Below are 23290 nucleotides of genomic sequence, written 5' to 3' on the forward strand. Positions count from 1 at the left end.
ACCTTGTTGATGAAACACGAAATTATTGAAAAGAACATAGGGATAATGATCGTACTGATCATCCTGACCATCAGTGGCGGTTTCCTGGCAGAAGTTGTGCCCCTGTTTTTCCAGAAAAGCGTCAATGAGCCGATAGAAGGTCTTGAGCCATTGTCAGCACTCGAGCAGGAAGGCAGGGACATCTATATCCGTGAGGGTTGCAGTGTCTGTCATACCCAGCAGATCCGGCCATTCAGGGCCGAAACCGAGCGCTACGGCCACTATTCCGTTGCGGGCGAGTTCGTATACGACCGTCCGTTCCTGTGGGGTTCCAAGCGCACAGGCCCTGACCTTGCCCGTGTCGGTGGTCGTTACTCCGACGCCTGGCAGCGCCAGCACCTGTACGATCCGCGCAGCGTGGTTCCGGAATCCAACATGCCCGCCTTCCCCTGGCTATTCGAGGACCGGGTTGATCACACTGCTACCGAGGCCAAGATCAGAACACTCCAGACACTGGGCGTGCCATACACTGACGAGCAGGTTGCAACCGCAGCTGAGGAAGTGCGAGGCAAATTCGAAATCGAAGCTCTGGTCGCGTACCTGCAACAGCTTGGTACCGTGATTTCAGAGACACGGTGAAACCTATGGATTTAAACGAGTTACGCGGCGTTCACACACTGGTCATCATGGCCATGTTCTTCGGCATCATCTGGTGGGCCTACAGCTCTCACCGCAAGAAAGCCAACGAAGAAGCGGCCCACCTGCCCTTCGACGACGATGAGGTGGAAAAGCGTACTCTTGAACAGGAAAAAACGGAGAAAAAACGATGAGTACCTTTTGGAGCATCTGGATCAGCGTGATCGTGCTCGGTACAGTGTTTGGTTGCTGGTGGCTTCTTTTTGCCACCCGCAAGAACCAGACTACTGATACTGAAACCGACAGGACGGTGGGTCATTCCTTCGATGGCATCGAGGAATACGATAACCCGCTTCCGAAGTGGTGGTACTACCTGTTTGTGGCAACGTGCGTTTTTTCCCTGGGCTACCTGGCATTGTATCCCGGCCTGGGTAATTTCCAGGGCCTGCTGGGGTGGTCATCGACTAACCAGTGGGAAGCGGAAGTTCAGGAGGCTGAAGCCCAATACGGTGAGCTCTACGCCAAATTTGGTGATACGCCGGTACCGGAGCTGGCAGAAAACGATGATGCCATGAAGATGGGTCAGCGGCTGTTTGCCAACAACTGCGCCACCTGTCACGGCTCGGCCGGCCGGGGATCCCTGGGCTTTCCGAACCTGACCGACGACGACTGGCTGTATGGCGGAGATCCTGACTCGATCCTGACCACTCTTCACGAGGGGCGCAATGGCAACATGCCCGCCATGGGCACCATGCCTAACATGAGCAACGAACAGGTCGACCAGGTGGTCAATTACGTGCTGAGCTTCAGCGACCGGGAAAGGGATGCCGAGGCAGCAGAGAAGGGTGCAGAGGTTTATGCCCAGGCCTGCGTCGCCTGTCATGGCCCTGATGCCAAAGGCAATCAGGATCTTGGCGCACCAGACCTGACCGACGACACCTGGCTTTACGGTTCCACCTATGACTGGATCAGGGAAACCGTTGTCAACGGCCGTCAGAACCAGATGCCCGCACAGGGCGACCGGCTTTCTGATGATCAGATCCAGATTCTGGCTGCGTACGTCTACAGCCTGTCCAACTGAATGTCCGGCCGGGGCCTGTCAGCTCCGGCCCGGTCTGCTCAACCCTGTGTCTGCCACGGCGGGCACAGGCTTGAGAAGATCCCCGCCCCACAGGATCTTCTGTGACAAGGGCACCACATCATCGGGAGGTTAACGATGAGCAGTGAGATTCCGGTCAAGCAGGTTGACCCATCCTCTGACGCCTCCGACAACAAAAACAAAAATACCGGAACTGTCGAGCTATACGCCAGCCGCAAGAAAATCTATGTGAAAGAGGTCAAGGGCTTCTTTCAGCGCATTCGCAATGTCAGCCTGACCGCCCTGATGGGCATGTATTTTCTGTTCGTCTGGATCACTGTGGATGGCGAGCCGCTGATTCTGTTTGACCTGCCGGCGCGCGAATTTCATCTGTTCGGTGCCACCTTCTACCCCCAGGATTTTATCCTGCTGTCGGGCATGCTCATTATCTGTGCCTTCGGTCTGTTCTTTATTACGACACTTTTTGGCCGCGTCTGGTGCGGTTATACCTGCCCACAAACGGTCTGGACCTTTATTTTCATGTGGGTTGAAGAGCGCATTGAGGGCGGGCGCAACAAGCGTATAAAACTGGACAAGGCGCCCCGCTCTGCCGAGAAGGTCGCCAAGAAATCGGCAAAACACTCTGCATGGCTGTTTATCGCCCTTGCCACCGGCGTCACATTTGTCGGTTACTTCTATCCCATCCGTGAGCTGATCACTGACCTGTTCACCCTGCAGGCCAATGGCTGGGCCTACTTCTGGGTAGCCTTTTTTACCGTGGCAACCTATCTGAATGCCGGCTGGATGCGTGAGCAGGTATGCCTGTACATGTGCCCCTATGCCCGGTTCCAGTCGGTAATGTTCGACCCCAATACCCGGATCGTGTCCTACGACCCCAACCGTGGCGAACCCAGAGGCAGCCGCAAGAAAGGTGTTGATCCCGCCGAGCTTGGCCTGGGAGACTGTATTGATTGTGGACAGTGCGTCCAGGTCTGCCCCACCGGCATCGACATCCGTGATGGCCTGCAATACGAGTGTATTGGCTGCGCTTTGTGCATCGATGCCTGCGACGAGGTCATGGACAAGATGAACTATCCGCGCGGGCTTATTCGCTACACCACGGAAAACGAGCTGGAGGGAAAGACCTCCAAACTTCTGCGGCCGCGTACTTTCGGCTATGGTTTGGTGTTGCTGCTGATGGTTGCCGCGATGGCATTCACCATTGCCACCAGGGTTCCGGCACAGCTGGACGTGCTCAGGGATCGCGGCGCTCTGTTCAGTTACAACGGCGATGGCCGGATAGAGAACACCTATACGCTTAAAATTGCCAACATGACCGAAGTCCCGCAAACATTTGCGATTTCAGCCTCAGGTCTTGAAGGCATGCGGGTGCTGACACAGGACACTGTAACCGTGGAGAGCGGTGAGAACCGGTCTGTACCGACCGTAGTGGATGTTGCACCAGAGGCTATCTCGGAAAGCAACACTGACATTGTGTTCACCCTTGAATCACAATCCGATGAGAATCTCGTTCTTGAAACTGAAAGCCGTTTTGTCGGTCCTAATCGCTGATCCCGGAATCAGGTTCCGGGAATAGCACTGAGAGATGCAACTATGACTGAGAATACATCCGAAGGCCCCTGGTATCGCCAGCCCTGGCTTCTGTTCCTGCTGATCTTTCCGGGAGCCGCGATTATCTGGTGCACCATTGCCATTACGGTAGCACTCAACACCCAGAACTCCATGGTGACCGACGATTATTCCAAGGAAGGTCGCGGCATCAATATGGAAATTGCCCGCGATGAAACGGCAAAGGATCTCGGGCTCATTGCCGAAATGGCCTTCAGGGAGAGAAAGATCAATCTGTCCGTCGATACCAGTAACGGCCGTGCCGACTACCCATACCTGATTCTCAACCTGTTCCATCCGACCATCGCCGAGCGAGATCTGACCATTCAGTTTCGTTCCATCGGCGGGGGCCAGTACGTAGCAGACCTGAACCAGTCCATAGAGGGCCGCTGGTACTTTGATCTGCGGGGACCCGATAATGACTGGCGCCTGAAAGGCGAATCCAGTTTGCCCTCGGACCGCCCACTGACTCTCGGTGTGGGCGCTGAAGACCGCGGGTGAAACCCTTGGATTGCTACCATTGCGGAGAGCCGGCACCCGGGAATCCCGCCATCACGCTTGTGCTTGACGGCGACGTGCGCCACTTTTGTTGCCAGGGCTGCAAGGCTGTCTGCGAGACCATCCGCGCGGAGGGCCTTGACGGCTTCTACCAGTTCCGTACCGAACCGGCCGTTACGCCGAGACAACTGACAGGCTCCGAACTCGACCGGATACGGGAACTGGACCACCCCCTGGTGCAGAAATCGTTCGTATCACCGGTCAAGTCAGGCCGGGAAGCGACCCTGCTGATCAGCGACATTACCTGCGCCGCCTGCATATGGTTGCTGGAGAACCATATGGCGAAGCAGCCGGGAGTCATCTCGTTCTCCGTCAACCACAGTACCCAGCGGGCCCGCCTGGTATGGAACCCGGAACAGGCCAGGCTCAGCGACCTGCTGATTGCCATCCACGAACTCGGTTATCGCGCCCGCCCCTACCAGGCCGATGAGGCAGAACGGGCACTCAAAGCTGAACACCGGTCCGCGCTGATCCGCCTCGCGGTTGCCGGCATTGGTTCTTTCCAGACCATGATGCTGGCGTTTCCCCTGTACTTTGAACTGGTCAGTGAGCTGTCTCCGGAATTTGTCAGTTTTTTCCGCTGGTTCAGCCTCCTGGTGGCTACACCCGTGGTGCTCTACAGTGCCCGACCCTTTTTCACCAATGCACTGAGGGATCTTCGTAGCCGACACCTGACCATGGATGTGCCAGTGGCCACTGCCATTGGCCTGGCCTACGTCGCCAGTGTCTGGGTTACCGTGTTCGGAGGCGAGGAAGTCTATTTCGAGTCGGTGTGCATGTTCACCTTCTTCCTTCAGCTTGGCCGTTATATTGAAATGCAGGCACGTTACAGGGCGGGATTGACCGGCAACGCACTTGCCGGGTTCCAGCCCATGGTCGCCAGCCGTGTCAGGGGTAATGAGAGTGAGGTTGTCCCAAGCCATGAGCTGGCCGCGGGAGACGTAATCAGGGTCAGGCCCGGTGAAACCCTGCCGGCCGATGGAGTGATTGTAAGCGGCCATTCCACCCTGAATGAAGCCGCGCTGACAGGCGAGTACCTTCCGGAAACCCGGAACCCGGGCGATGAGGTGCACGCGGGTAGCGTGAACGGCGAAAATCCGCTGGAGGTGGAAGTCCGCCGCGCCGGGGCTCAGACACGGCTTTCCGGCATCCTTCGCATTCTCGACCGGGTCCAGGCGGAAAAACCACCGGTCGCGTTAATGGCAGACCGCATCGCCGGGGTGTTTGTCAGCCGCGTACTGATCCTGACACCTGTTATCTGGGCTGGCTGGTGGCTGGCCGGAGCAGATAATGCCTTTGACATCACGCTGTCTGTACTGGTGGTTACCTGCCCGTGCGCCCTTTCGCTGGCCACCCCCACGGCCATCACCTCAGCCACCATGCGTCTGCGCAAACTCGGCCTGCTGCCCACGCGCGGGCATACGCTTGAATCGCTGAACACCATCGATACGGTGGTTTTCGACAAGACCGGCACTCTCACCCGGGGCGAACTGAGCCTTGTGGGCACCCGGGTATTCGGAAGCTTCAGCCGCGAACAATGTCTTGAAATCGCAGCAAGCCTGGAAAAACATTCGGAACACCCTGTTGCCCGGGTTTTCCATAATCTCCGTGGCAACTCTGCCCGCAACGTACAGAACCATCTCGGGGGAGGCCTCTCCGGCGAGCTTGACGGACAGAAATTTTGCATAGGTCACAGGGATTTTGTTGAGGCCAGTGCCGGCCGTCCGCCACCGGCAAGCGACGATCACCGGGGCATGGAGATCTGGCTGGCAAGCGACAGCCAGTGGCTCGCCCGTTTTACCCTTGACGACGAACCGCGGCCAGAGGCAAGGGAAGCTGTGCAGTTGCTGCAGCAGGCGGGCCTGCGAACGATTCTGCTCAGCGGAGACCGTTCCGGCCATGTGACACAGATTGCGCAGACACTGGGTATCGATGAAGCCATCGGCCAGGCCTCGCCGGAGGACAAGCTTCGGGTTCTGGAGAGGCTAGGTGAGCAGGGCCGGCGTATCATGATGGTTGGCGATGGCCTCAACGATTTGCCATCCATGGCAGGTGCCGGTGTTTCCGTGGCAATGGGCAGCGCCGCCGACCTGACGCAGCTCAAGGCAGACGCCGTGTTGCTCAGCGGACAGCTGACCCAGTTGGCCGAAGCTCTCAAAACTGCCCAGCGGACCCGCCGCATCATTCGTCAGAACATGGCGTGGGCACTTGGCTACAATCTGTGTGCCCTGCCTTTGGCGGCTGCCGGCCTGGTACCGCCCTGGCTTGCGGCAATCGGCATGTCCATCAGCTCGCTGGTTGTGGTACTCAATGCCATGAGGCTGGGTCGAACCCCAAAAAGACCCGAGTCGCCCGCGCCGGCGGTTGGCGCCGAGGTAACGTCCTGATACCGTGGACGTCGAATTACCCACACAGCCTGAGGAAGCGCCGTGAAAATTGTAATGATCCTTGTACCGGTCATGCTGGTACTCGTAGCGCTGGGCATTGTGCTGTTTTCCTGGGCCGTTAAGAACGGCCAGTATGATGATCTGGATGGTCCGGCCCATCGCATTCTCTACGACGATGACAAGGACCGGATTCCGGACGACGCAAAGCAGCCCGAACAGAAAACCGCCTCCCGCAGTAACAGAGCCTCCGGAGGCGAAGCAGGAGACGACGAGCCGGAGGAAGACCGGACATCCTGATGGGTGAAGAACTTTACCTGAGTTATTCCAGTGCCTTCCTGATCGGACTGCTCGGCAGCACCCACTGCCTGAGCATGTGCGGCGGAATCAGCGCTTCCCTGTCCATGGCCCTGCCTGTTGGCCGGGGTTTCCGCATACGCCAGACCATCATGCTGCTGGCCTTCAATGGTGGCCGCATTGGCAGCTATGCTCTCATCGCGGCGCTAATCGCACTGCTCAGCACCAGTGCATCCGGCTACTGGACGCAACTGGGCCCCGTTCTTCGGACACTGGCCGGCACCTTACTGATTCTGATGGGACTTTCCATGGGGCAGTGGTGGCAGGGAATCCGCTATGTGGAGCGTATCGGCACACCGGTCTGGAAACGCCTTTCCCCCCTGACCAGGCACGTACTGCCGGTACACCACGTCAGGCAGGCATTGGCGCTGGGTGCGCTCTGGGGCTGGCTACCTTGTGGTCTGGTCTACAGTACCCTGGGGTGGGCAGCCTTGCAGCCCACCGTGGGCAGTGCCGCCACCACCATGCTGTTCTTTGGCCTGGGCACCCTGCCCTCCATGCTGGCAACCGGATACGCGGCTACCTGGATTCGCAGGCTCAGGGAACAGAAACACTTCCGGCAGTTGGCAGGGCTGCTGCTGATCGGCTTCGGTATCTGGACCCTGCCAGTCACCGCCATGCTGTATTCGGGTCACGGATAGGGTCTTTGCCCTGTTTGCAGACGGTGTCAGATATTGAGCACGTCCAGCCGTCCGAAATCCGTCCTTTCCGGTTCAACCGTTCCAACGGACTGCCCGCCATCCGGGCGCCGTGAACCGTCACGGAAATCATAAAGAGCCGTGTCGGCAAGGTGGGAGGGCTCCACATTGCACATGGCACGGAACATGGTTTCCAGCCGGCCGGGGTGCTGCTTGTCCCAGGCCTGGAACATGTCCTTGATCACCTGACGCTGGAGGTTTTCCTGCGAGCCACACAGATTACAGGGAATGATCGGAAATTCCCGCAGGCGCGCGTAGCGGGCAATGTCCTTTTCACGGCTAAAGGCCAGCGGGCGTATTACCGTATTCCGGCCATCGTCGCTGTGCAGAACCGGAGGCATGGATTTCAGCTTGCCTCCATAAAACATATTCAGGAAAAGTGTTTCCAGAAGATCATCCCGGTGATGACCCAGGGCGATTTTCGTCACCCCGTGTTCTTCGGCAAAATTATAGAGAATTCCGCGACGTAGACGGGAACAGAGCCCGCAGGTGGTTTTCCCTTCCGGCACTTTGTCCTTGACGATACTGTAGGTGTCCTTCTCGATGATGTGATATTCGATACCAAGGGCTGCCAGATATTCGGGCAGCACCTCTTCCGGGAATCCCGGCTGTTTCTGGTCCAGGTTCACGGCAATCAGTTCAAAGTGCACTGGCGCACTTTTCTGAAGGTTCATCAGAATATCGAGCATGGCGTAAGAGTCCTTGCCGCCAGACAGGCAGCACATGACTTTATCGCCGGCTTCAATCATCGAGAAATCGGCAATCGCCTGCCCCATCTCCCGGCGCAGACGCTTCTGCAGCTTGTTGAATTCCAGTTTCTGCCTGCGTTCGGCTTCGGAAGTCAGGACAGGTTCAGGGTTGGCAGTTATTGCTTCGGACATAGATGGACGTCGTTCATTGGGTCAGTGAGGATCGGATTATACGCGTGCAAATGCTCCAGGGACAGGATACACACAGGAGGCAGCAACTGCAGGCCCCTCTTCCGTAACGGCGCCCCGTCACCTACCATAACGGGATGAATCAACCTGATATGGCTAAAACTGCCACTCAAACCCCCGATTCCGGCGCAGAGGACGACAGGCTGAATGTCCAGATTCATCACCTGTTGGTTGCCACCGAGCACATTCTCCGGCAGAACCCGGCCGGCATTAACGAGCTCGGGCTTATCAAGACCCTGCAGAAAGCGCCCTGGGAGTTGCTCGGCACAGTAAACTTTGCGGAACCGGATAAACTCTACCCGGTTCATTTTCTGCTGTTCCACGTGCTTTATCGCCTCCGCGACCAGCTTGCCAGTGGCGGCGAAACGCTCACTATCTCACCGCTGGTTATCCGCCTCCACCGGAGCCGTGTCGTGGCTGGTACGGGATTGCCAGACCAGCGGGACGAGCTGAGACACTTCTATCTGGATCTGTCCGGATACAGGATGCCTGAAGAGTCCATCAACCGGATGATGGAAGACTTCTGGGCAGGGCGCAGCGGTTTACGGCCGGAACCTGGGGAAATCCGGGAAGCAGCAGCCACCCTGGGCTTCGACGGCGTTCCGGCGGGATTTGATGAGGTGAAACAACGTTTCCGCAGGGTGGTGATGCGTGCTCACCCTGACCGGGGTGGCGAAACCGAGACCATTCAACACCTGAACCAGGCGTTCGCAATGTTGAAGGCCCATTTCAGAACCTGAAAGAGCCGATCGTCCAGATCACAGAGGAACAGACACAATGGCAAAACGAATCACGACCCTATCCTTTCTGATGGCATCGCTGGCCGGCTTCGCCCTGAGTGCGCAGGCTGATCTCGTTGTGCTCCAGTATCACCATGTCAGTGATTCCACGCCCCCGTCCACCAGCACATCGGTGTCCCTTTTTGAAGGGCAACTGGAGATGATCGACGAACTCGGAATTGACGTGGTACCCCTGGAATCAGCAACCCGGGACGCACTGGCTGGCAAACTGGATAGTCGCGAGCAGGTGGCCATCACCTTTGACGACGCCTACGAATCCGTCTATTCCACTGCCATACCGGAACTCGAAAAACGGGGTTATCCCTATACAATATTCGTGAACACCGATGCCATCGGCAGCCATGGCTACATGACCTGGGATCAACTCGAAGAGGTACGTGACAGAACCGGCGTCACTATTGCCAATCACAGCGAAGACCACGGTCACATGGCGAAGCGTCCCGATGAAAGCCGGAGCGAATGGGCACAACGTGTGGAAAGCAGCCTTGATACCGCCCAGGAAATCCTGGTAGACAGGCTTGGTATCGACGTACCGATGTTTGCCTATCCCTACGGAGAGTTTGACGAGGCGCTGGAGCAAAAAATCGAGGAGCGTGGCTGGCTGGGGTACGGTCAGCAATCAGGCGCCATTGGCGCCAATTCCGACGCCACACGCCTGCCCCGCTTTCCCATGGCTAATGCCTACGGCCAACTCAACAGCCTGGAGCACAAACTGCGCAGCAAGGCCTTACCGGTAGATGCCAGCACCTTGCCTGATGGCGTTATCAGCGAAAATCCGCCGACACTGTCATTCACCGTCCCTGACGCCATCAGTCCAGACCGACTGACCTGCTTCGCATCAGGACAGGGCCGGGTGGATCTCAAGGTTTCCGGAGACGAAGTCAGTGTCAGAGCCCCCGACAGCTTCAGTAGCCGTCGTTTCCGCTACAACTGCACCCATCCCGCCCCGGATGGCAGTTTTTACTGGCTGTCCCAGCAGTGGCTCGATCTGAGCAGGCCTGAGGACTAGTGGCGCGAGCCCCCGGGTCAGATCGTGAACACAAGCCCAAGCAGCAGATAACTGAAAGCTGTCACCACAACAATACCCAGGACATTCAGCGCAAACCCTGCCCTGATCATATCCTGGATTCTCATATGGCCGCTGGAGAAAACAATGGCGTTGGGCGGTGTCGCCACAGGCATCATGAAGGCGCAGCTGGCGGCAATGGCGGCGGGCACTGTCAGTAGCAGCACCGACATCTCCTGGGACATGGCCAGCGCCCCGAGCAATGGCAGGAAGGCCGCCGCTGTCGCGGTATTGCTGGTGACCTCGGTGAGGAAAATAATGACACCCACTACCAGGGCAATCATCACCAGTGTCGGCAAATGTCCCGCCACCGACAGACTCTCGGCAATCCATTCCGCCAGACCGGAGCTACTGATGACGCCCGCCATGGCGAGGCCACCACCAAATAACAACAGTACCCCCCAGGGAATCCCCTGAGCCGTCTCCCAATCCAGCACGAACACCCGCTCTTTCAGGTTTACCGGAATCAGGAACATGGCGATGGCAGCGGCAATGGCAATGCCGGTGTCGCTTAACCACGGCATCAGACCATCAGACAGCAGCGGCCGGAAGATCCACGCCGACGCGGTTACCACAAAAACCAGGGCGACCAGCTTTTCGCCTTTCTGCAAAGGGCCAAGAGCCTTCAGTTCGTCGTTTATCATCTCGCCACTGCCTGCCTGGTTACCCAGCCCGAAATCCGTGCGGGTCAGCCACCACCAGGTCAGTGCCAGCATCAACAGCGACACCGGCACCCCCAGCAGCATCCACTGGGCAAAACCGACCGATATACCCTGGTTTTCACTCAAATAGGCGGCGAGCAAAGCATTGGGAGGGGTGCCGATCAGCGTGGCAATACCACCAACACTGGCAGAATAGGCAATGGCCAGGAGCAGCGCCGTGGCATAACGGCGAACACCTTCCTTGTTGGGGGAATCCATCATCGCAATAACCGACAGGCCGATCGGCAGCATCATGATCGATGTAGCGGTATTGCTGACCCACATACTCAAAAACGCCGTGGCGATCATGAACCCGGCAATCTGGCGGCGAGGTTTATCACCCACGCCTCTGAGAGTTAACAGCGCAATACGCCGGTGCAGATTCCACCGTTGCATCGCCAATCCCAGCGTGAAGCCGCCAAGAAACAGGAAGATGATGGGATTGGCGTAAGGTGTTGTCGCATCCTTGATGCCACCCAGTCCTAGCGCTGGTATCAGTACAATCGGAACCAGTGCCGTTGCCGGAATGGGGATCGCCTCGGTGGACCACCAGGTGGCCATCAGCAGCATCAGCCCGAGTGCTGCCCAGGCCTCTGCCCCCATCCCTTCCGGGGCTGGTATAACCAGGGTCATAAGCAGAAAGAGAGGGCCGAGAATCAATCCGATCACCCGGCTCTTTGGCAGCCCCTCGGGCTTATTGTCGGAAGTGGCAGCTTCAGACATGCTGTTTCCTTTTTACCGGATCAGTCTTCGGCACATATTACACAGACCGTGGTATAAGGCAGCACCTGCAACCTCCGCGGGTCTATCTCCTCCCCACAGCTCTCGCATTCGTCTCCCAGACCATTAGCCAGCCGTTCCAGGGCATGCTCAATCTGCGCCAGTTCACTACGGACTTCAGTTTCCAGGGAATCCACTACCTCATCATTCTGGGTCTGTACGGCCTGCTCTTCAAAGTCCTTCTCCAGAGCACCATCCTGGCGGTGCTGATGGGCCTCGTACTTTGCCAGCCGCGCTTTCAGGTCAGCGCGCAGGTTCTCAAGTTCCGACTTGCGATTACTCATAGGGACCTCCTGTGTCGGGGTTCTGCCCCGGGATAAATACCGCTTACCATAAAGCATAAGCGTGACAGGCATTTGATGCTTGTCAAAATTACCCGATCCGATCCGGTCCACAATAAACACCGGTCCACTTTTCAAAAACAAGAATACCAAGGAGAAACAATGGGGCAGCAGCTACCCATTTCCCGCATCATGCACAGCGGCATGCTGCTTCAGTGTGCACCCGACACCACTATTGCCCGGGCCGCAGCGCGCATGGCGGATCACTCGGTAAGCTCCATTCTCATCGTCGACGATGGCCAGGTTGCCGGCATCTGGACGGAACACGACGCGTTGGCGGTGGACTTTTCGGATTCTGCTGTTCTGCAACAACCTGTGTCGTCAGTGATGAGTGCGCCGGTTGCCACACTACCACATTCCATGGATATCGGAGCAGCGGCCATCGAGTTTCGTGAACAGGGCCTGCGGCATTTTCTGGTTGTGGACGACCACGACTCTCCGGTTGGCATTCTGTCCCAGACCGACATGGCCCTGAACCAGGGGCTGGAACCTTATCTGCGGCTGAGGGAAGTCAAAGCGGTAATTCCGCGCGCCGCCGTTGTAGTCGATGGCGCACTGCCGGTATCGGAGGTTGCCCGCCGGATGCACAGTCAACATACCGATGCCGTTGTGGTGAAGTGCGGTACCGAACTGGGGATACTCACCGAGCGCGATATTATCCGTTTTATTGCCCATGATGTCGGCAATAGTCCGGCCTCACAGCTTGCCACACGCCCCCTGCTTTCCGTGCGCGAAACCGCGCCGTTGATCCACGCCAGGGATCTGCTCCTCGAGAAGCACATCAGACATCTGGCTGTCACCAACAACAATGGAGAGGTCACCGGGCTGGTTGGCTATCACGACATGTTATCCGGGGCAGAACAGATGTACCTTGAAGACCTGCGTACCGCCCTGGAGCAGCGGGATCAGGCACTGGCAAGGTCGCGCAGGACCTTGCAGCTGGCGGAACGGGTTATTGAGTCTTCTTTTGAAGGCATCATGGTGACCGACGCCAAGGTCACCATTGAGTTCGTCAATCCCGCCTTTACCCGGCTCACCGGCTATTGCGCTGAAGAAGTGATTGGAAAGACCCCGGAAATGCTATCATCCGGCCGCCACGACGCGGACTTCTACCAACGGATGTGGCACTCTCTCACCACTCATGGCTACTGGCGCGGCGAAATCTGGAACCGCCGCAAAACCGGTGAACTGTATCTGGAATTGCTCACCATTACGGCGATTACCAACGACGAGGGCGAAACCACCCATTACGCCGGGCTGTTCACAGACATTACCCAGAACCGCAGGAACGAAGAACAGATCCGCCAGCTGGCCTACTACGATGCCCTCACTGGTGTCCCTAACCGGCGCCTGCTTGAAGACCGGCTGGAACACGCCATCCGTCACGCCCACCGCAAAGAAATGCTCCTGGCCGTCATGTTCATCGACCTTGACCATTTCAAGCAGGTCAACGATACCCTGGGCCATGCCATTGGTGACGAACTTCTTTTGCAGTTCACCCACCGGGTTCAGGACTGCCTGCGGGAAGACGATACTCTTGCAAGGCTGGGTGGCGATGAATTCATTGTACTATTGCCAGAGATGGATCACGTCGACGACGTGCATTGTGTCGCCCGCCGTCTCCTGGGGATCGCGAGTCAGCCCTACCTTCTTGGTGGCAAACAGGTGACCATCGGTTCCAGCATCGGAGTGGGTCTTTATCCGGATGATGGCGCCAATGCCAATGAGCTGATACAGGCTGCCGACATTGCCATGTATCGCGCCAAGCGGGATGGCCGCAATCTTTATTGCTTCTTCCACCCCGAGACCACCGCAACCGTCTGAAGTACCCACTGACGCTGAAGGCCGGTTATCGCAGCGCTGTCCGTAATGTGTCAAGATTCCGGCCTCTACGGCCTCTACGACTGGCAGGGAGTATCACCATGCTTTACACCACCATAGCTGCCCTGGCAGCTGCCCTGATTCTTTTTACCTGGCTGGGGCTGCGTGCCCGCCTTGCTGATGGTGGTCTGGACGACTATGTGACTGCCCGCAACAGTCAGGGCGCGCGGGCTCTGGGGTTATCTTTTCTGGCCTCGGGCATGGGTGGCTGGATATTGTTTGCTCCCCCGGAAGTTGGCGCCCTGGTGGGCCCCGTGGCCCTGGCCGGTTATGCACTGGGAGCAGCCCTTCCCTTTATCGTTTTTGCTTTCTGCGGCCCGGCCATACGCCGCTACCTGCCCCGGGGCCGCAGTATCGGTGAGTTTGCCCAGGCATGCTACGGCAACGCAGTTCGCCGCTACGTGTCTCTGATCTCTGTGCTTTACATGTTGTGTTTCGTGACAGCGGAACTGACCGCCATCGGTGCCATCACCTCGATGCTTTCCGGAGTCAACGGCAATGTTGCGGTGTTGGGCGTGGCCATTGCCACGCTGATTTACACGGCCTGGGGTGGTCTGCGTGCCAGTATTGTTACTGACCAATGGCAGGCCTTTCTGCTAATCGGCTTGCTGGCGATTGTAGGGTTTGTGGCCATGGAGCGGTTGCCCGAACTGGATGCAGCCAGCGCGCCATCGGCGCCGGTCGGTAGCGCGCTGGGCGTTGCCCTGACACTGGTTATCGCGGTGACGGCTGCCAACCTGTTTCATCAGGGTTACTGGCAGCGGCTATGGTCCGCTCGCGACACCTCCGCCTTGCGCCAGGGCGCCCTGTTCGGGGGAGTGATTACCATCGTCGTGGTTGCGGTGGTGGGCGCCCTGGGCATTGCCGCCGCGATGAGTGGAGCGGATCTGGGAGCGCCACCGATTCCTTTCTTCGCGCTGCTCTCAGGCGCGCCCGCCTGGCTGACCATTCCCGCTCTGGTACTGGCATTGACACTGGTGGCCTCATCAGTGGACACCCTGCAAAATGCGCTTGCATCCCTGGCCGTAACCGAGAAACAGGGGCTCTCCATTACCTCTGCCAGATGGATTACCGTCATCCTGATGATTCCCGTGGTCATTGTGTCGCTGCAGGGTATTTCCGTGCTGAGACTGTTTCTGATTGCCGACCTTCTCTGCGCCACTGCGGTGGTCCCGGTATTGATGGGGCTATGGCAAAAAATGACTACGACAGCGGCAGTATCGGGGGGCCTTGCTGGCCTGGCCGGAGCAATTATTCCGGGATGGATTACTGGTGGCAGCCTGATGGCAGGATTGGAGATCGCGAGTTTTCCGGGAGGCATCCCCACATTGCTGCCCTTTGTAGGCGCTCTCATTGCCTCTACCGCTGTCAGCCTGGTGCTGGCTTTGGCTGCCAGGGCCCGGTCACCGCGCGTCCGGCATTAACAGAGTGATGACATCGCTGACAAAACGTTACACAACCTTCCACCTTAGTACGATTGTTGCGTCGACAGACTGCCGCGACACTGCTGCTTTATAAAAACAACATCCGGGGGCCCGTATTTCCGGCCCGGCGCGACCATGGAGACCTTCGCCGATGCTCTGCAAGAAGCTTTTTGTTTCCCTCATACTGACTCTGCTGGTAACCACTACTGTAGCGGCAGAATCCCTGAAAATAGGACTGAACTATCCACAAACCGGACGCTACAAGGACCAGGGCCTGCAGCAACGGCTGGGAGCGTTTCTGGCTGTTGATGAAATCAACAGGGCCGGCGGCATCATGGGCCGCGACGTGAAGCTGGTGATACGAAACACCTCGGGTGAGCCAGACAAGGGCGCAAAAAACACCGCCGAACTGATCGATCAAGAGGGTGCCCAGATGGTTTTCGGCGGCGTTTCCAGCGCTGTTGCAATATCATCCGGTAGAGCTGCCAGGGAAAGAGACAGGATCTACTTCGGAACCCTGACCTACTCCAATGCCACCACCGGCGCCGCCGGCCACGATCACATGTTCCGGGAACCCTATAATGCCTGGATGGCGGCCAAGGCACTGAGCCAGTACCTCAATAGCCAGCACGCCGATGACGAATACTTCTATATCACCGCAGACTATACCTGGGGCTGGTCAGTGGAAGAGTCGGTGAGGAAGTTCACCAATACCGATGACACCGATGCACACCAGGGGGTAAAGACACCCTTCCCCCGCGCCCTGATTACGGATTTCCGCAAGGCCCTGGAGGAGGCGGAAAAAAGCGGTGCCAAGGTACTGATGATGGTGCTGTTCGGGGATGACATGGTACGGGCGCTGAATGTAGCTTATGAAATGGGCCTGACCAAAAAAATGCAGGTAGTCATTCCCAATCTCACACTCGGCATGGCTCGCCAGGTGGGCCCGACGATTATGGAAGGGATTATCGGCGGAGCTCCCTGGGTATGGAGTGCGCCGTATCAGTATGACTATCCAAGGGGTAAGGAATTCGTTGAAGCTTTCTCCAGCCGCTACGAAATGCGACCGTCTACCGCGGCGGCGTCCGCCTACAGCATTGTCTATCAATACAAGGACGCTGTTGAACGTGCAGGCACCACCAATACCGGCCGGGTGATCCGGGCACTGGAGGGCCACAGGTACAGTTTCCTGAAAGACGAGCAGTACTGGCGGGAGTTTGACCACCAGAATGTGCAGACTGTCTACGTGGTAAGGGTAAAACCCCGGAACGAAATCATGGCCGATGAATACTCCAGTGATTACTTTGAGATCATCGATTCCATGCCCGGAGACGAGGCCGCTCAGACGCGGGAGGAATGGGAGGCCCGTCGCAGGGAGGCAGGTCAGCCGCTCAGCCTCCAGTAAGTTGCTGTCGGAAAACGCAGTCGCTATTTACCGCGGCTGCCGCAACTCCTGCATGAGAATAATGCAGGAGTTGCACCTGGTCTGATCCTGACCGATATACTCTTGCATAATCAAGTTTGATGTTTTGCGGAAATCGGAAGAAACAGCCGGCAGCGTTCTTGCACTGGCGGCAGGAGATGACAAAGAATGACCAGGGAGAACAATCAGTTTGACGTTGTGGTTGTCGGTGGCGGCATTAACGGAAGGGGATCGCAATGGATCCACTCAAGCCCGACATTGCCATAGGATTTGAGTACCTGTTGAATATTGTTAACCCGTACTTCAAGCATCAACTCACTGAGAGCGATGCAGTCTGGTCTTACTCCGGCGTTCGTCCGCTGATGGATGACAAGCAACACGACGCCAAGAAGGCATCCCGCGATTACTCCTTCGAAGCCGACAGGACAGAGAGCAAAGCACCGGTTATTCCAGTATTTGGCGGCAAGATCACGACTTATCGAAAGCTGGCAGAAGTGGCCACCGACACACTCTGCCAGTTCTTCCCCCATGCTGCGGGACCCTGGACCAAACAGGGCCTCTATGCCACCGAAGATGATCTCCGGGAGCCGGACAGGTGCCTGTCGACTCTGGCAGCCACATGTTCGCGGCAAGGGTCTGGCTCCCTTGCTGCCTCAGGAGGTTGCGAACCCGGCAGAATTCTCAACACCGACAACAGGAACTGCCCGTCATGAACCTCACGTCAGACATTGCGCCGAATGCAACTCTGGAGGAATTCCGCAAAGTAGTGCGCAGCCGCCGCTCGGTGCGCCGGTTTACTGATGAGGCAGTGCCGGAACCGGTACTGGACGACTGCCTGGAGCTGGCCATGCTGGCCCCCAATTCCAGCAACCTGCAGCCCTGGGAATTTTTTGTGGTCAGAACGCCGGACCTGAGAGCAAAGCTTGCCGAGGCCTGCCTTGGCCAGAACGCGGCGAAAACCGCGCCGGTACTGATTGCAGTCGTTGCCAGAACGGACACCTGGCGCCGGCATTCGCGTATGGCACTGGAGCAATGGCCGGAGGAAAAACTGCCGGGAATTGTTGAGAAGTATTATTCGAAAATCGCACCTGTCCATTACAGCCAGGGGCCTTTGGGGTTATTTGGCGCGACCAAGAAAGCAGCGGGGCTGTTGGTGGGCCTGACAAGACCGGTTCCCCGGGGACCCTATTCGCCGAACGAGATGAAAATCTGGGCCACCAAGTCCACTGCTCTGGCTGCGGAAAATCTGATGCTGGCACTGAGGGCGCACGGCTACGATTCCTGCCCCATGGAAGGCTTTGATGAATGCCGGGTTCGACGCCTGCTGAAGCTGCCCAAAAAAGGCCTGGTAACCATGATACTGGCGGCCGGGAAGCGCTCCGAAAACGGCGTCTACAACCGCCAGTACCGCTTTGACAGGGATGAACTGGTCCATTACCTGTGAACTGTGCTGTCGACGCCCCGGAAAGAGTCGCAACAGCGTCTGCACCCTACACTTCCATATTGGTCAGCGCTTCCGCTGCGCCGAAAAGGCCGGTGTAGCCTTCAGTGACAAGATAAACCGGTGTTGCCTCCAGCAGCGGTCGCATTCGGCCCTTGTCCTCGAAGCCCTTCTGAAACGGACTCTCCAGGAAAAAGTCGATAAATTGAGGGAGAATACCGCCACACAGATAGACACCGCCGGTCCCGCCCAGAGTCAGCACGCCATTGCCGGCGACACGTCCGAGAATCTCACAGAAATGCCCGAGGGTCTGTCGCGCAAGCGCGTCGGAATTATCCAGCGCTGCGGCAGTTATTTTCTCCGGTGCATCCAGAGAGGCCGTCACATCCTGTATTTCGGCATGTGCCCGGTACAGATTCAGCAACCCCTGGCCACAGAGAATTCGCTCTACCGACACGCGACCGAACCGGGCTTTCAGAATCTTCAGTACCGCCATCCCGGTATCGTCCGTGGGCGCAAAATCCACATGCCCCCCCTCGGTCGTCAAGGGAACCCATCCCTTCTGCAGTGGAACCAGGCCGGAAACTCCGAGCCCTGTCCCCGGCCCGATCACCAGCCGTGGACGGCGGACATCCCCCGGGCCCCCACAAACATGAATCAGATTCTCAGGGGCCACATGGAGAATCCCCAGCGCCATGGCCGTAAAATCGTTGATGACCTTGAAGGCACTCCAGCCAAACTGGCGGCGCACCTCTTCACTGTCAAAACGCCAGTGATTGTTGGTCATCCTCACCCGGGTGCCCGACACCGGAGAAGCCACTGCCAGGCACGCCTCCTTCACCTCCTCTACTCCGGACCGCTGCAGGTAATCGGTAATGGCGGAATCGAGATTGTCGTAGCTGCTGCACGCCAGAACCTCAATGGCTTCGGGCGTTACATCACCGGAACGTACCAGGGCAAACCTGGCGTTGGTGCCGCCGATATCCCCTACCAGTGAATAGTTGGTTGTCGTCATGCGTCATGATTCCAGAAAAAACTGGCCCCTTCTTCCGGGGTACTGGCCGCTTTACGCATCCAGCCAAATAACTCCCGGCCCAGACCATGATGATAACTGCTCAGGTCAGCCTTTTCCGACTCCCTCGCAGCAAATTCCTCTTGTGGCACATCAGCTTCCAGTTTACCGGTGACTGCATCCAGGGTAATGACATCGCCAGGGTGTATCCGTGAAAGAGGACCACCATTGGCCGCTTCGGGGTAGACATGAATGGCTGCGGGCACCTTGCCCGAGGCCCCCGACATACGTCCGTCCGTTACCAGTCCAACCCTGAAACCGCGATCCTGCAGCACGCCAAGAAAGGGAGTCAGTTTGTGCAATTCCGGCATACCATTGGCTTTCGGCCCCTGGAAACGGACAACAACAATACAGTCTTTATCCAGGTCACCGGCCTCGAACGCCGCTTTGAGTTCGTTCTGGTCATTAAAGACCACCGCCGGCGCCTTGACGGTACGGTGCTCCTCCGCAACCGCCGACACCTTGATAACACCCCGGCCAAGATTACCCTCCAGAACGCGGAGACCACCGTCAGCTGCAAAAGGTTCTTTTGCCGTGCTCAGCACATCCGGTCTGGCGCTTGTCGCGGGGGCGGGTTTCCAGACCAGCCGGTCACCTTCGATCTCGGGCATACGGGCGTACTGTTCCAGTCCGTGGCCCACCACCGTTTCCACATCATTGTGAAGGAAACCGGCATCCAGCAGCTCCCGGATCAGGAACGGCGTGCCGCCAGCTTCGTGGAAGGCGTTTATATCTTCCTGGCCGTTAGGGTAGATGCGGGTCATCGAGGGCACCACCGACGACAGTTCGGAGTAGTCATTCCAGTCGATGATAATGCCAGCCGCCCGCGCAATGGCGATCCAGTGAATGGTGTGATTGGTTGAGCCACCGGTGACCAGCAGTGCAACCAGGGCGTTGACGATGCTCTTTTCATCCACCATGTCCCCCAGGCCAAGTTTGCCGCCATGGGGTTTGGACAGACGGATCACCTGCTCCGTGGCCGCCCGTGTCAGTTCGTCCCGTAACGGCGTACCCGGGTTCACGAAGGCGGCACCGGGCAGGTGCAGTCCCATCACTTCCACCAGAAGCTGGTTGCTGTTGGCTGTGCCATAGAAGGTACAGGTACCCGGGCTGTGATAAGACTGCGACTCCGCTTCAAGCAACTCCTCCCTGCCGATCTTCCCTTCGGCATACAATTGGCGGATACGCTGTTTTTCCTTGTTGGGCAGCCCGGAAGGCATGGGCCCCGCAGGTACCAGCACCGTTGGCAGGTAACCAAAACTGAGGGAACCGATCAGCAGGCCGGGCACGATCTTGTCGCAGATGCCCAACAGCACGGTCGCATCAAACATGTTGTGACTGAGGGCAACCGACGTACTCATGGCGATGGTGTCGCGGGAGAACAGGCTGAGCTCCATACCCGGCTGCCCCTGGGTAACGCCGTCACACATGGCGGGCGTGCCGCCGGCAAACTGTGCGACGGATCCCATGGTGTGGGCCGCTTCACGAATCACATCCGGGAAGTCCTTGTAAGGCTGATGAGCGGACAACATGTCGTTGTAGGCGGAGACGATGGCCACATTGGCCTTGTTCATGAGCTTTAAGGTATCTTTGTCTGACTGATTGCAGGCGGCAAACCCGTGCGCCAGATTGCCGCAGGAAAGCGAGCTGCGCTGAGGCGATTGCGCCTTGAGCTGTTCCATCCGGCCAAGGTAGTCCTGACGTGTTTTGCGGCTGCGCTCGATGATGCGCCGGGTAACCGCCTCTACTGTCGGGTGCATAGTGGGCCTCCTGAAATGTCGTTATTCAGCTACTTTTCAATTGCCGTAAGTTTACGTTCTTTTTGCTGTTTTTCCACCGATAATGATTCATTTATTTATTTTTTATTGTTATATTTACTACATCATCAGCAGATATAAAACGCAGACGTCATGGCGGTTTACGGTGTCAACGACCAGAAGCTCAGTGATGTTTATCACACCGACCTTTACCGTACACGCTCAGCCACCCAGCCGATAGTTGCTAGCAAAACCGGCGCTGCTGTGAAAAACAGCCCGGTACTTGGTTATAAGCCGAAAAACTGGTCACTGTGGATTTCAACCATAATGCTCTGTTCAGTATTTTTGACGCCAACCACACGGGCCATGGGACGTCATGCAAAAGTCATGGCCTGGTACGATAATGAATGGGGCTTCTGCAACCGGATGCTCGATAATGCCGTTGCACTGATGAAAAAGGCGAGCCAGTAAAACTGGCGACCTGCCAGACATTCATCGGCAGTCACCGGAAAGCTTCACTGAAAAACAAAAGGAAACTGGAATCATGCTAAGGCGTACCAAGATCGTCGCCACTCTCGGCCCCGCCACCGACTCGCCGGAATCACTGTCGGCCATCATTGCCGCCGGTGTAGACGTGACGCGGCTGAATTTTTCCCACGGCAGCGCGGAGGATCACATGGAACGCGCCCGCCGGGTGCGGGAAAGCGCTGCCAGCAATGGCCGCTTCGTGGCCCTGCTGGCGGATCTGCAGGGCCCGAAACTGCGGATTGCCCGCTTCTCCGATAATAAGGTAACCCTCAAGGCCGGCCAGCAGTTCGTCCTGGACGCGGCCATGGACAAGGAAGCCGGCAATGAAGAACGGGTTGGTATCGACTATGAGCAGCTGATCGAAGACGTCAAGCCGGGGGACATCCTGGTACTCGATGATGGCCGAATAGAGATGGAAGTCGAGACCGTCGACGACACCAGCATTTGCTCCCGCGTCCTTATCGGTGGCCCCCTGTCCAACAACAAGGGCCTCAACAAGCGCGGTGGTGGCCTGTCAGCAGAAGCGCTGACCGAAAAAGACAAACAGGATATCAAGACCGCCGCCCGCCTGGGCGCCGATTATGTGGCCGTGTCTTTTGTACGCAACGCCGAAGACATGCATGTTGCCCGCCGCCTGCTGAAAGAAGCAGGCTCCGAAGCCCGTCTGGTTGCCAAAATCGAGCGCGCGGAACTGGCCCACGACAACGCCGCCCTCGACGCCGTGATTGAGGCTTCCGATGCAGTCATGGTCGCCCGTGGCGATCTGGCTGTGGAAATCGGCGACGCCGAACTGGTGGGGGTGCAGAAACACATCATCAACCGCGCACGAGCCCTCAATACCGTGGTCATTACCGCCACCCAGATGATGGAATCCATGATCGAGAACCCGATGCCCACCCGGGCTGAGGTGTCCGACGTGGCCAATGCGGTGATGGACTACACCGATGCGGTAATGCTTTCTGCAGAAACTGCTGTTGGTGACTACCCCGTAGAGGCGGTGGAAGCGATGGTGCGCATCTGTATCGGTGCCGAGAAGCAGCCTTCGATGCACCAGTCGAAGCACCGGATTCACGAAAGCATGGAGCACGTAGACGAGGCCATTGCCCTCTCTGCAATGTATGCGGCCAATCACCTGCAGGGCGTTACGTCGATCATCTGCATGTCAGAAACCGGCGCCACTCCCCTGCTGATGTCCCGCATCAAATCGAGCCTTCCGATCTTTACTTTCTCTCGCCATCATTCCACCCAGCATCGGGTAACGATGTTCCGTGGCGTGCAGACGGTGCCATTTGATTCGGCGGCAATTGCGCCCGAGCAGACAAACGCCCGCGCGGTGGCTGAGCTGGTAAGGATGGGAGTCGTCAAGGAGGGTGATCTGGTAGTGATTACCAAGGGTGATTACGTTAATGCCCAGGGTGGCACCAACACCATGAAGATTGTTCGCGTTGGTGCGGATATTCGCTGACCTGTTAGGTTGGGAGCTTCGCCTTCGGTAGCCTGCTGGTTTGGTGGCTGGAGGCTGCGGGGCGGGGCTTCTGTTTGAACCTTTCCGATATCGCCCGTTTACTGCATTTACCGTAGGTCGGATTAGCGAAGCGTAATCCGACAAATGGCAACGATACGAAACACAGTGTCGGATTACGCTTCGCTAATCCGTATATGGTCTCCTCCCCGTTTGCAAGGTCTCAGTGCTCGATGTCAGGGACAGGTTTGCGCCCGTATATCCGGCCTGTTTAGCGAGGCGGCTTTGTCGCCTCTGGCCTTGATGGAAGATCCGCGCCTGCCGTCCTTATCGACCTAACGGCCTGTTGGGCCTTCG

The 23290-nt window shown here is 57.6% G+C and carries 21 protein-coding genes and 1 pseudogene; 17 read left to right on the top strand and 5 right to left on the bottom strand.

The features are described 5' to 3' along the window. The first annotated feature begins 9 nt into the window (after positions 1-9). The 8 genes from ccoO to DIT72_RS10225 all read left to right on the top strand — a co-directional run bounded on the left by ccoO (position 10) and on the right by DIT72_RS10225 (position 7262). On the top strand, positions 10-618 hold the full coding sequence (ccoO, locus tag DIT72_RS10190; protein WP_135955125.1) for a cytochrome-c oxidase, cbb3-type subunit II: 609 nt from the start codon (positions 10-12) through the stop codon (positions 616-618). Between the two features lie 5 nt (positions 619-623). Beyond that, positions 624-809, top strand: a complete 186-nt coding sequence (locus tag DIT72_RS10195; RefSeq protein ID WP_135955126.1) for a cbb3-type cytochrome oxidase subunit 3 — start codon at positions 624-626, stop codon at positions 807-809. After that, positions 806-1696, top strand: coding sequence for a cytochrome-c oxidase, cbb3-type subunit III (gene ccoP, locus DIT72_RS10200; protein WP_135955127.1), 891 nt, complete (start codon positions 806-808; stop codon positions 1694-1696). The genes DIT72_RS10195 and ccoP overlap by 4 nt, the downstream gene beginning before the upstream one ends. 135 nt (positions 1697-1831) lie before the next feature. Continuing rightward, positions 1832-3265, top strand: a complete 1434-nt coding sequence (ccoG, locus tag DIT72_RS10205; protein ID WP_135955128.1) for a cytochrome c oxidase accessory protein CcoG — start codon at positions 1832-1834, stop codon at positions 3263-3265. Between the two features lie 42 nt (positions 3266-3307). After that, on the top strand, positions 3308-3823 hold the full coding sequence (locus tag DIT72_RS10210) for a FixH family protein (protein WP_135955129.1): 516 nt from the start codon (positions 3308-3310) through the stop codon (positions 3821-3823). After that, positions 3820-6267 carry a heavy metal translocating P-type ATPase gene (locus tag DIT72_RS10215; RefSeq protein ID WP_135955130.1) on the top strand — a complete coding sequence of 816 codons (2448 nt, stop codon included), beginning with the start codon at positions 3820-3822 and terminating at the stop codon, positions 6265-6267. The genes DIT72_RS10210 and DIT72_RS10215 overlap by 4 nt, the downstream gene beginning before the upstream one ends. A gap of 54 nt (positions 6268-6321) precedes the next feature. Continuing rightward, positions 6322-6564 (top strand): cbb3-type cytochrome oxidase assembly protein CcoS, encoded by a 243-nt coding sequence (gene ccoS / locus DIT72_RS10220; RefSeq protein ID WP_206081094.1) that lies wholly within the window; start codon positions 6322-6324, stop codon positions 6562-6564. Next, positions 6564-7262, top strand: coding sequence for a sulfite exporter TauE/SafE family protein (locus DIT72_RS10225; RefSeq protein WP_135955132.1), 699 nt, complete (start codon positions 6564-6566; stop codon positions 7260-7262). Before ccoS ends, DIT72_RS10225 begins: the two co-directional genes overlap by 1 nt. Positions 7263-7288: 26 nt before the next feature. Here DIT72_RS10225 and ttcA read toward each other — a convergent pair whose 3' ends face one another. After that, entirely contained in the window at positions 7289-8200 is a 912-nt protein-coding gene (gene ttcA, locus DIT72_RS10230; RefSeq protein ID WP_135955133.1) for a tRNA 2-thiocytidine(32) synthetase TtcA, read from the bottom strand. 149 nt (positions 8201-8349) lie between these two features. Here ttcA and DIT72_RS10235 point away from each other — a divergent pair, with 149 nt between their 5' ends. Further along, positions 8350-8997 carry a DNA-J related domain-containing protein gene (locus tag DIT72_RS10235; protein WP_228260784.1) on the top strand — a complete coding sequence of 216 codons (648 nt, stop codon included), beginning with the start codon at positions 8350-8352 and terminating at the stop codon, positions 8995-8997. Positions 8998-9034: 37 nt separating this feature from the next. After that, entirely contained in the window at positions 9035-10066 is a 1032-nt protein-coding gene (locus DIT72_RS10240) for a polysaccharide deacetylase family protein (RefSeq protein WP_135955135.1), read from the top strand. A 17-nt stretch (positions 10067-10083) separates the two neighbouring features. Here the strand turns inward: DIT72_RS10240 and DIT72_RS10245 are convergent, their stop codons facing one another. Then, entirely contained in the window at positions 10084-11547 is a 1464-nt protein-coding gene (locus tag DIT72_RS10245; protein WP_135955136.1) for an SLC13 family permease, read from the bottom strand. A gap of 20 nt (positions 11548-11567) precedes the next feature. Beyond that, positions 11568-11888: a TraR/DksA family transcriptional regulator gene (locus DIT72_RS10250; protein WP_135955137.1), complete on the bottom strand. Its 321-nt coding sequence runs from the start codon at positions 11886-11888 to the stop codon at positions 11568-11570. Between the two features lie 159 nt (positions 11889-12047). Here DIT72_RS10250 and DIT72_RS10255 point away from each other — a divergent pair, with 159 nt between their 5' ends. The 5 genes from DIT72_RS10255 (at position 12048) to DIT72_RS10275 (ending at position 18117) form a co-directional block, all read left to right on the top strand. Further along, positions 12048-13769 carry a diguanylate cyclase domain-containing protein gene (locus DIT72_RS10255; protein WP_135955138.1) on the top strand — a complete coding sequence of 574 codons (1722 nt, stop codon included), beginning with the start codon at positions 12048-12050 and terminating at the stop codon, positions 13767-13769. 98 nt (positions 13770-13867) lie between these two features. Continuing rightward, positions 13868-15250, top strand: a complete 1383-nt coding sequence (locus DIT72_RS10260) for a sodium:solute symporter family transporter (RefSeq protein WP_135955139.1) — start codon at positions 13868-13870, stop codon at positions 15248-15250. Between the two features lie 151 nt (positions 15251-15401). After that, positions 15402-16655, top strand: a complete 1254-nt coding sequence (locus tag DIT72_RS10265; protein WP_135955140.1) for a substrate-binding protein — start codon at positions 15402-15404, stop codon at positions 16653-16655. A 254-nt stretch (positions 16656-16909) separates the two neighbouring features. Next, positions 16910-17386 carry a hypothetical protein gene (locus tag DIT72_RS18515; protein WP_323053140.1) on the top strand — a complete coding sequence of 159 codons (477 nt, stop codon included), beginning with the start codon at positions 16910-16912 and terminating at the stop codon, positions 17384-17386. Continuing rightward, on the top strand, positions 17383-18117 hold the full coding sequence (locus DIT72_RS10275) for a nitroreductase family protein (RefSeq protein WP_135955141.1): 735 nt from the start codon (positions 17383-17385) through the stop codon (positions 18115-18117). Before DIT72_RS18515 ends, DIT72_RS10275 begins: the two co-directional genes overlap by 4 nt. Positions 18118-18163: 46 nt before the next feature. On the opposite strand, the gene DIT72_RS10280 is transcribed toward DIT72_RS10275, so the two are convergent. Beyond that, positions 18164-19129 (bottom strand): glucokinase, encoded by a 966-nt coding sequence (locus DIT72_RS10280; protein ID WP_135955142.1) that lies wholly within the window; start codon positions 19127-19129, stop codon positions 18164-18166. Next, positions 19126-20946, bottom strand: a complete 1821-nt coding sequence (edd, locus tag DIT72_RS10285; RefSeq protein WP_135955143.1) for a phosphogluconate dehydratase — start codon at positions 20944-20946, stop codon at positions 19126-19128. Before edd ends, DIT72_RS10280 begins: the two co-directional genes overlap by 4 nt. Positions 20947-21114: 168 nt before the next feature. Here edd and DIT72_RS10290 point away from each other — a divergent pair. After that, positions 21115-21414 (top strand): annotated as a pseudogene (locus DIT72_RS10290) (erythrose-4-phosphate dehydrogenase); the annotation flags it as partial. 73 nt (positions 21415-21487) lie between these two features. After that, a complete protein-coding gene (gene pyk / locus DIT72_RS10295) occupies positions 21488-22936 on the top strand; it encodes a pyruvate kinase (RefSeq protein WP_135955144.1) in 1449 nt (482 codons plus the stop codon). The last annotated feature ends 354 nt before the right edge of the window (positions 22937-23290 follow it).

Source organism: Marinobacter orientalis (assembly GCF_004792665.1).
Lineage (GTDB): Bacteria > Pseudomonadota > Gammaproteobacteria > Pseudomonadales > Oleiphilaceae > Marinobacter > Marinobacter orientalis.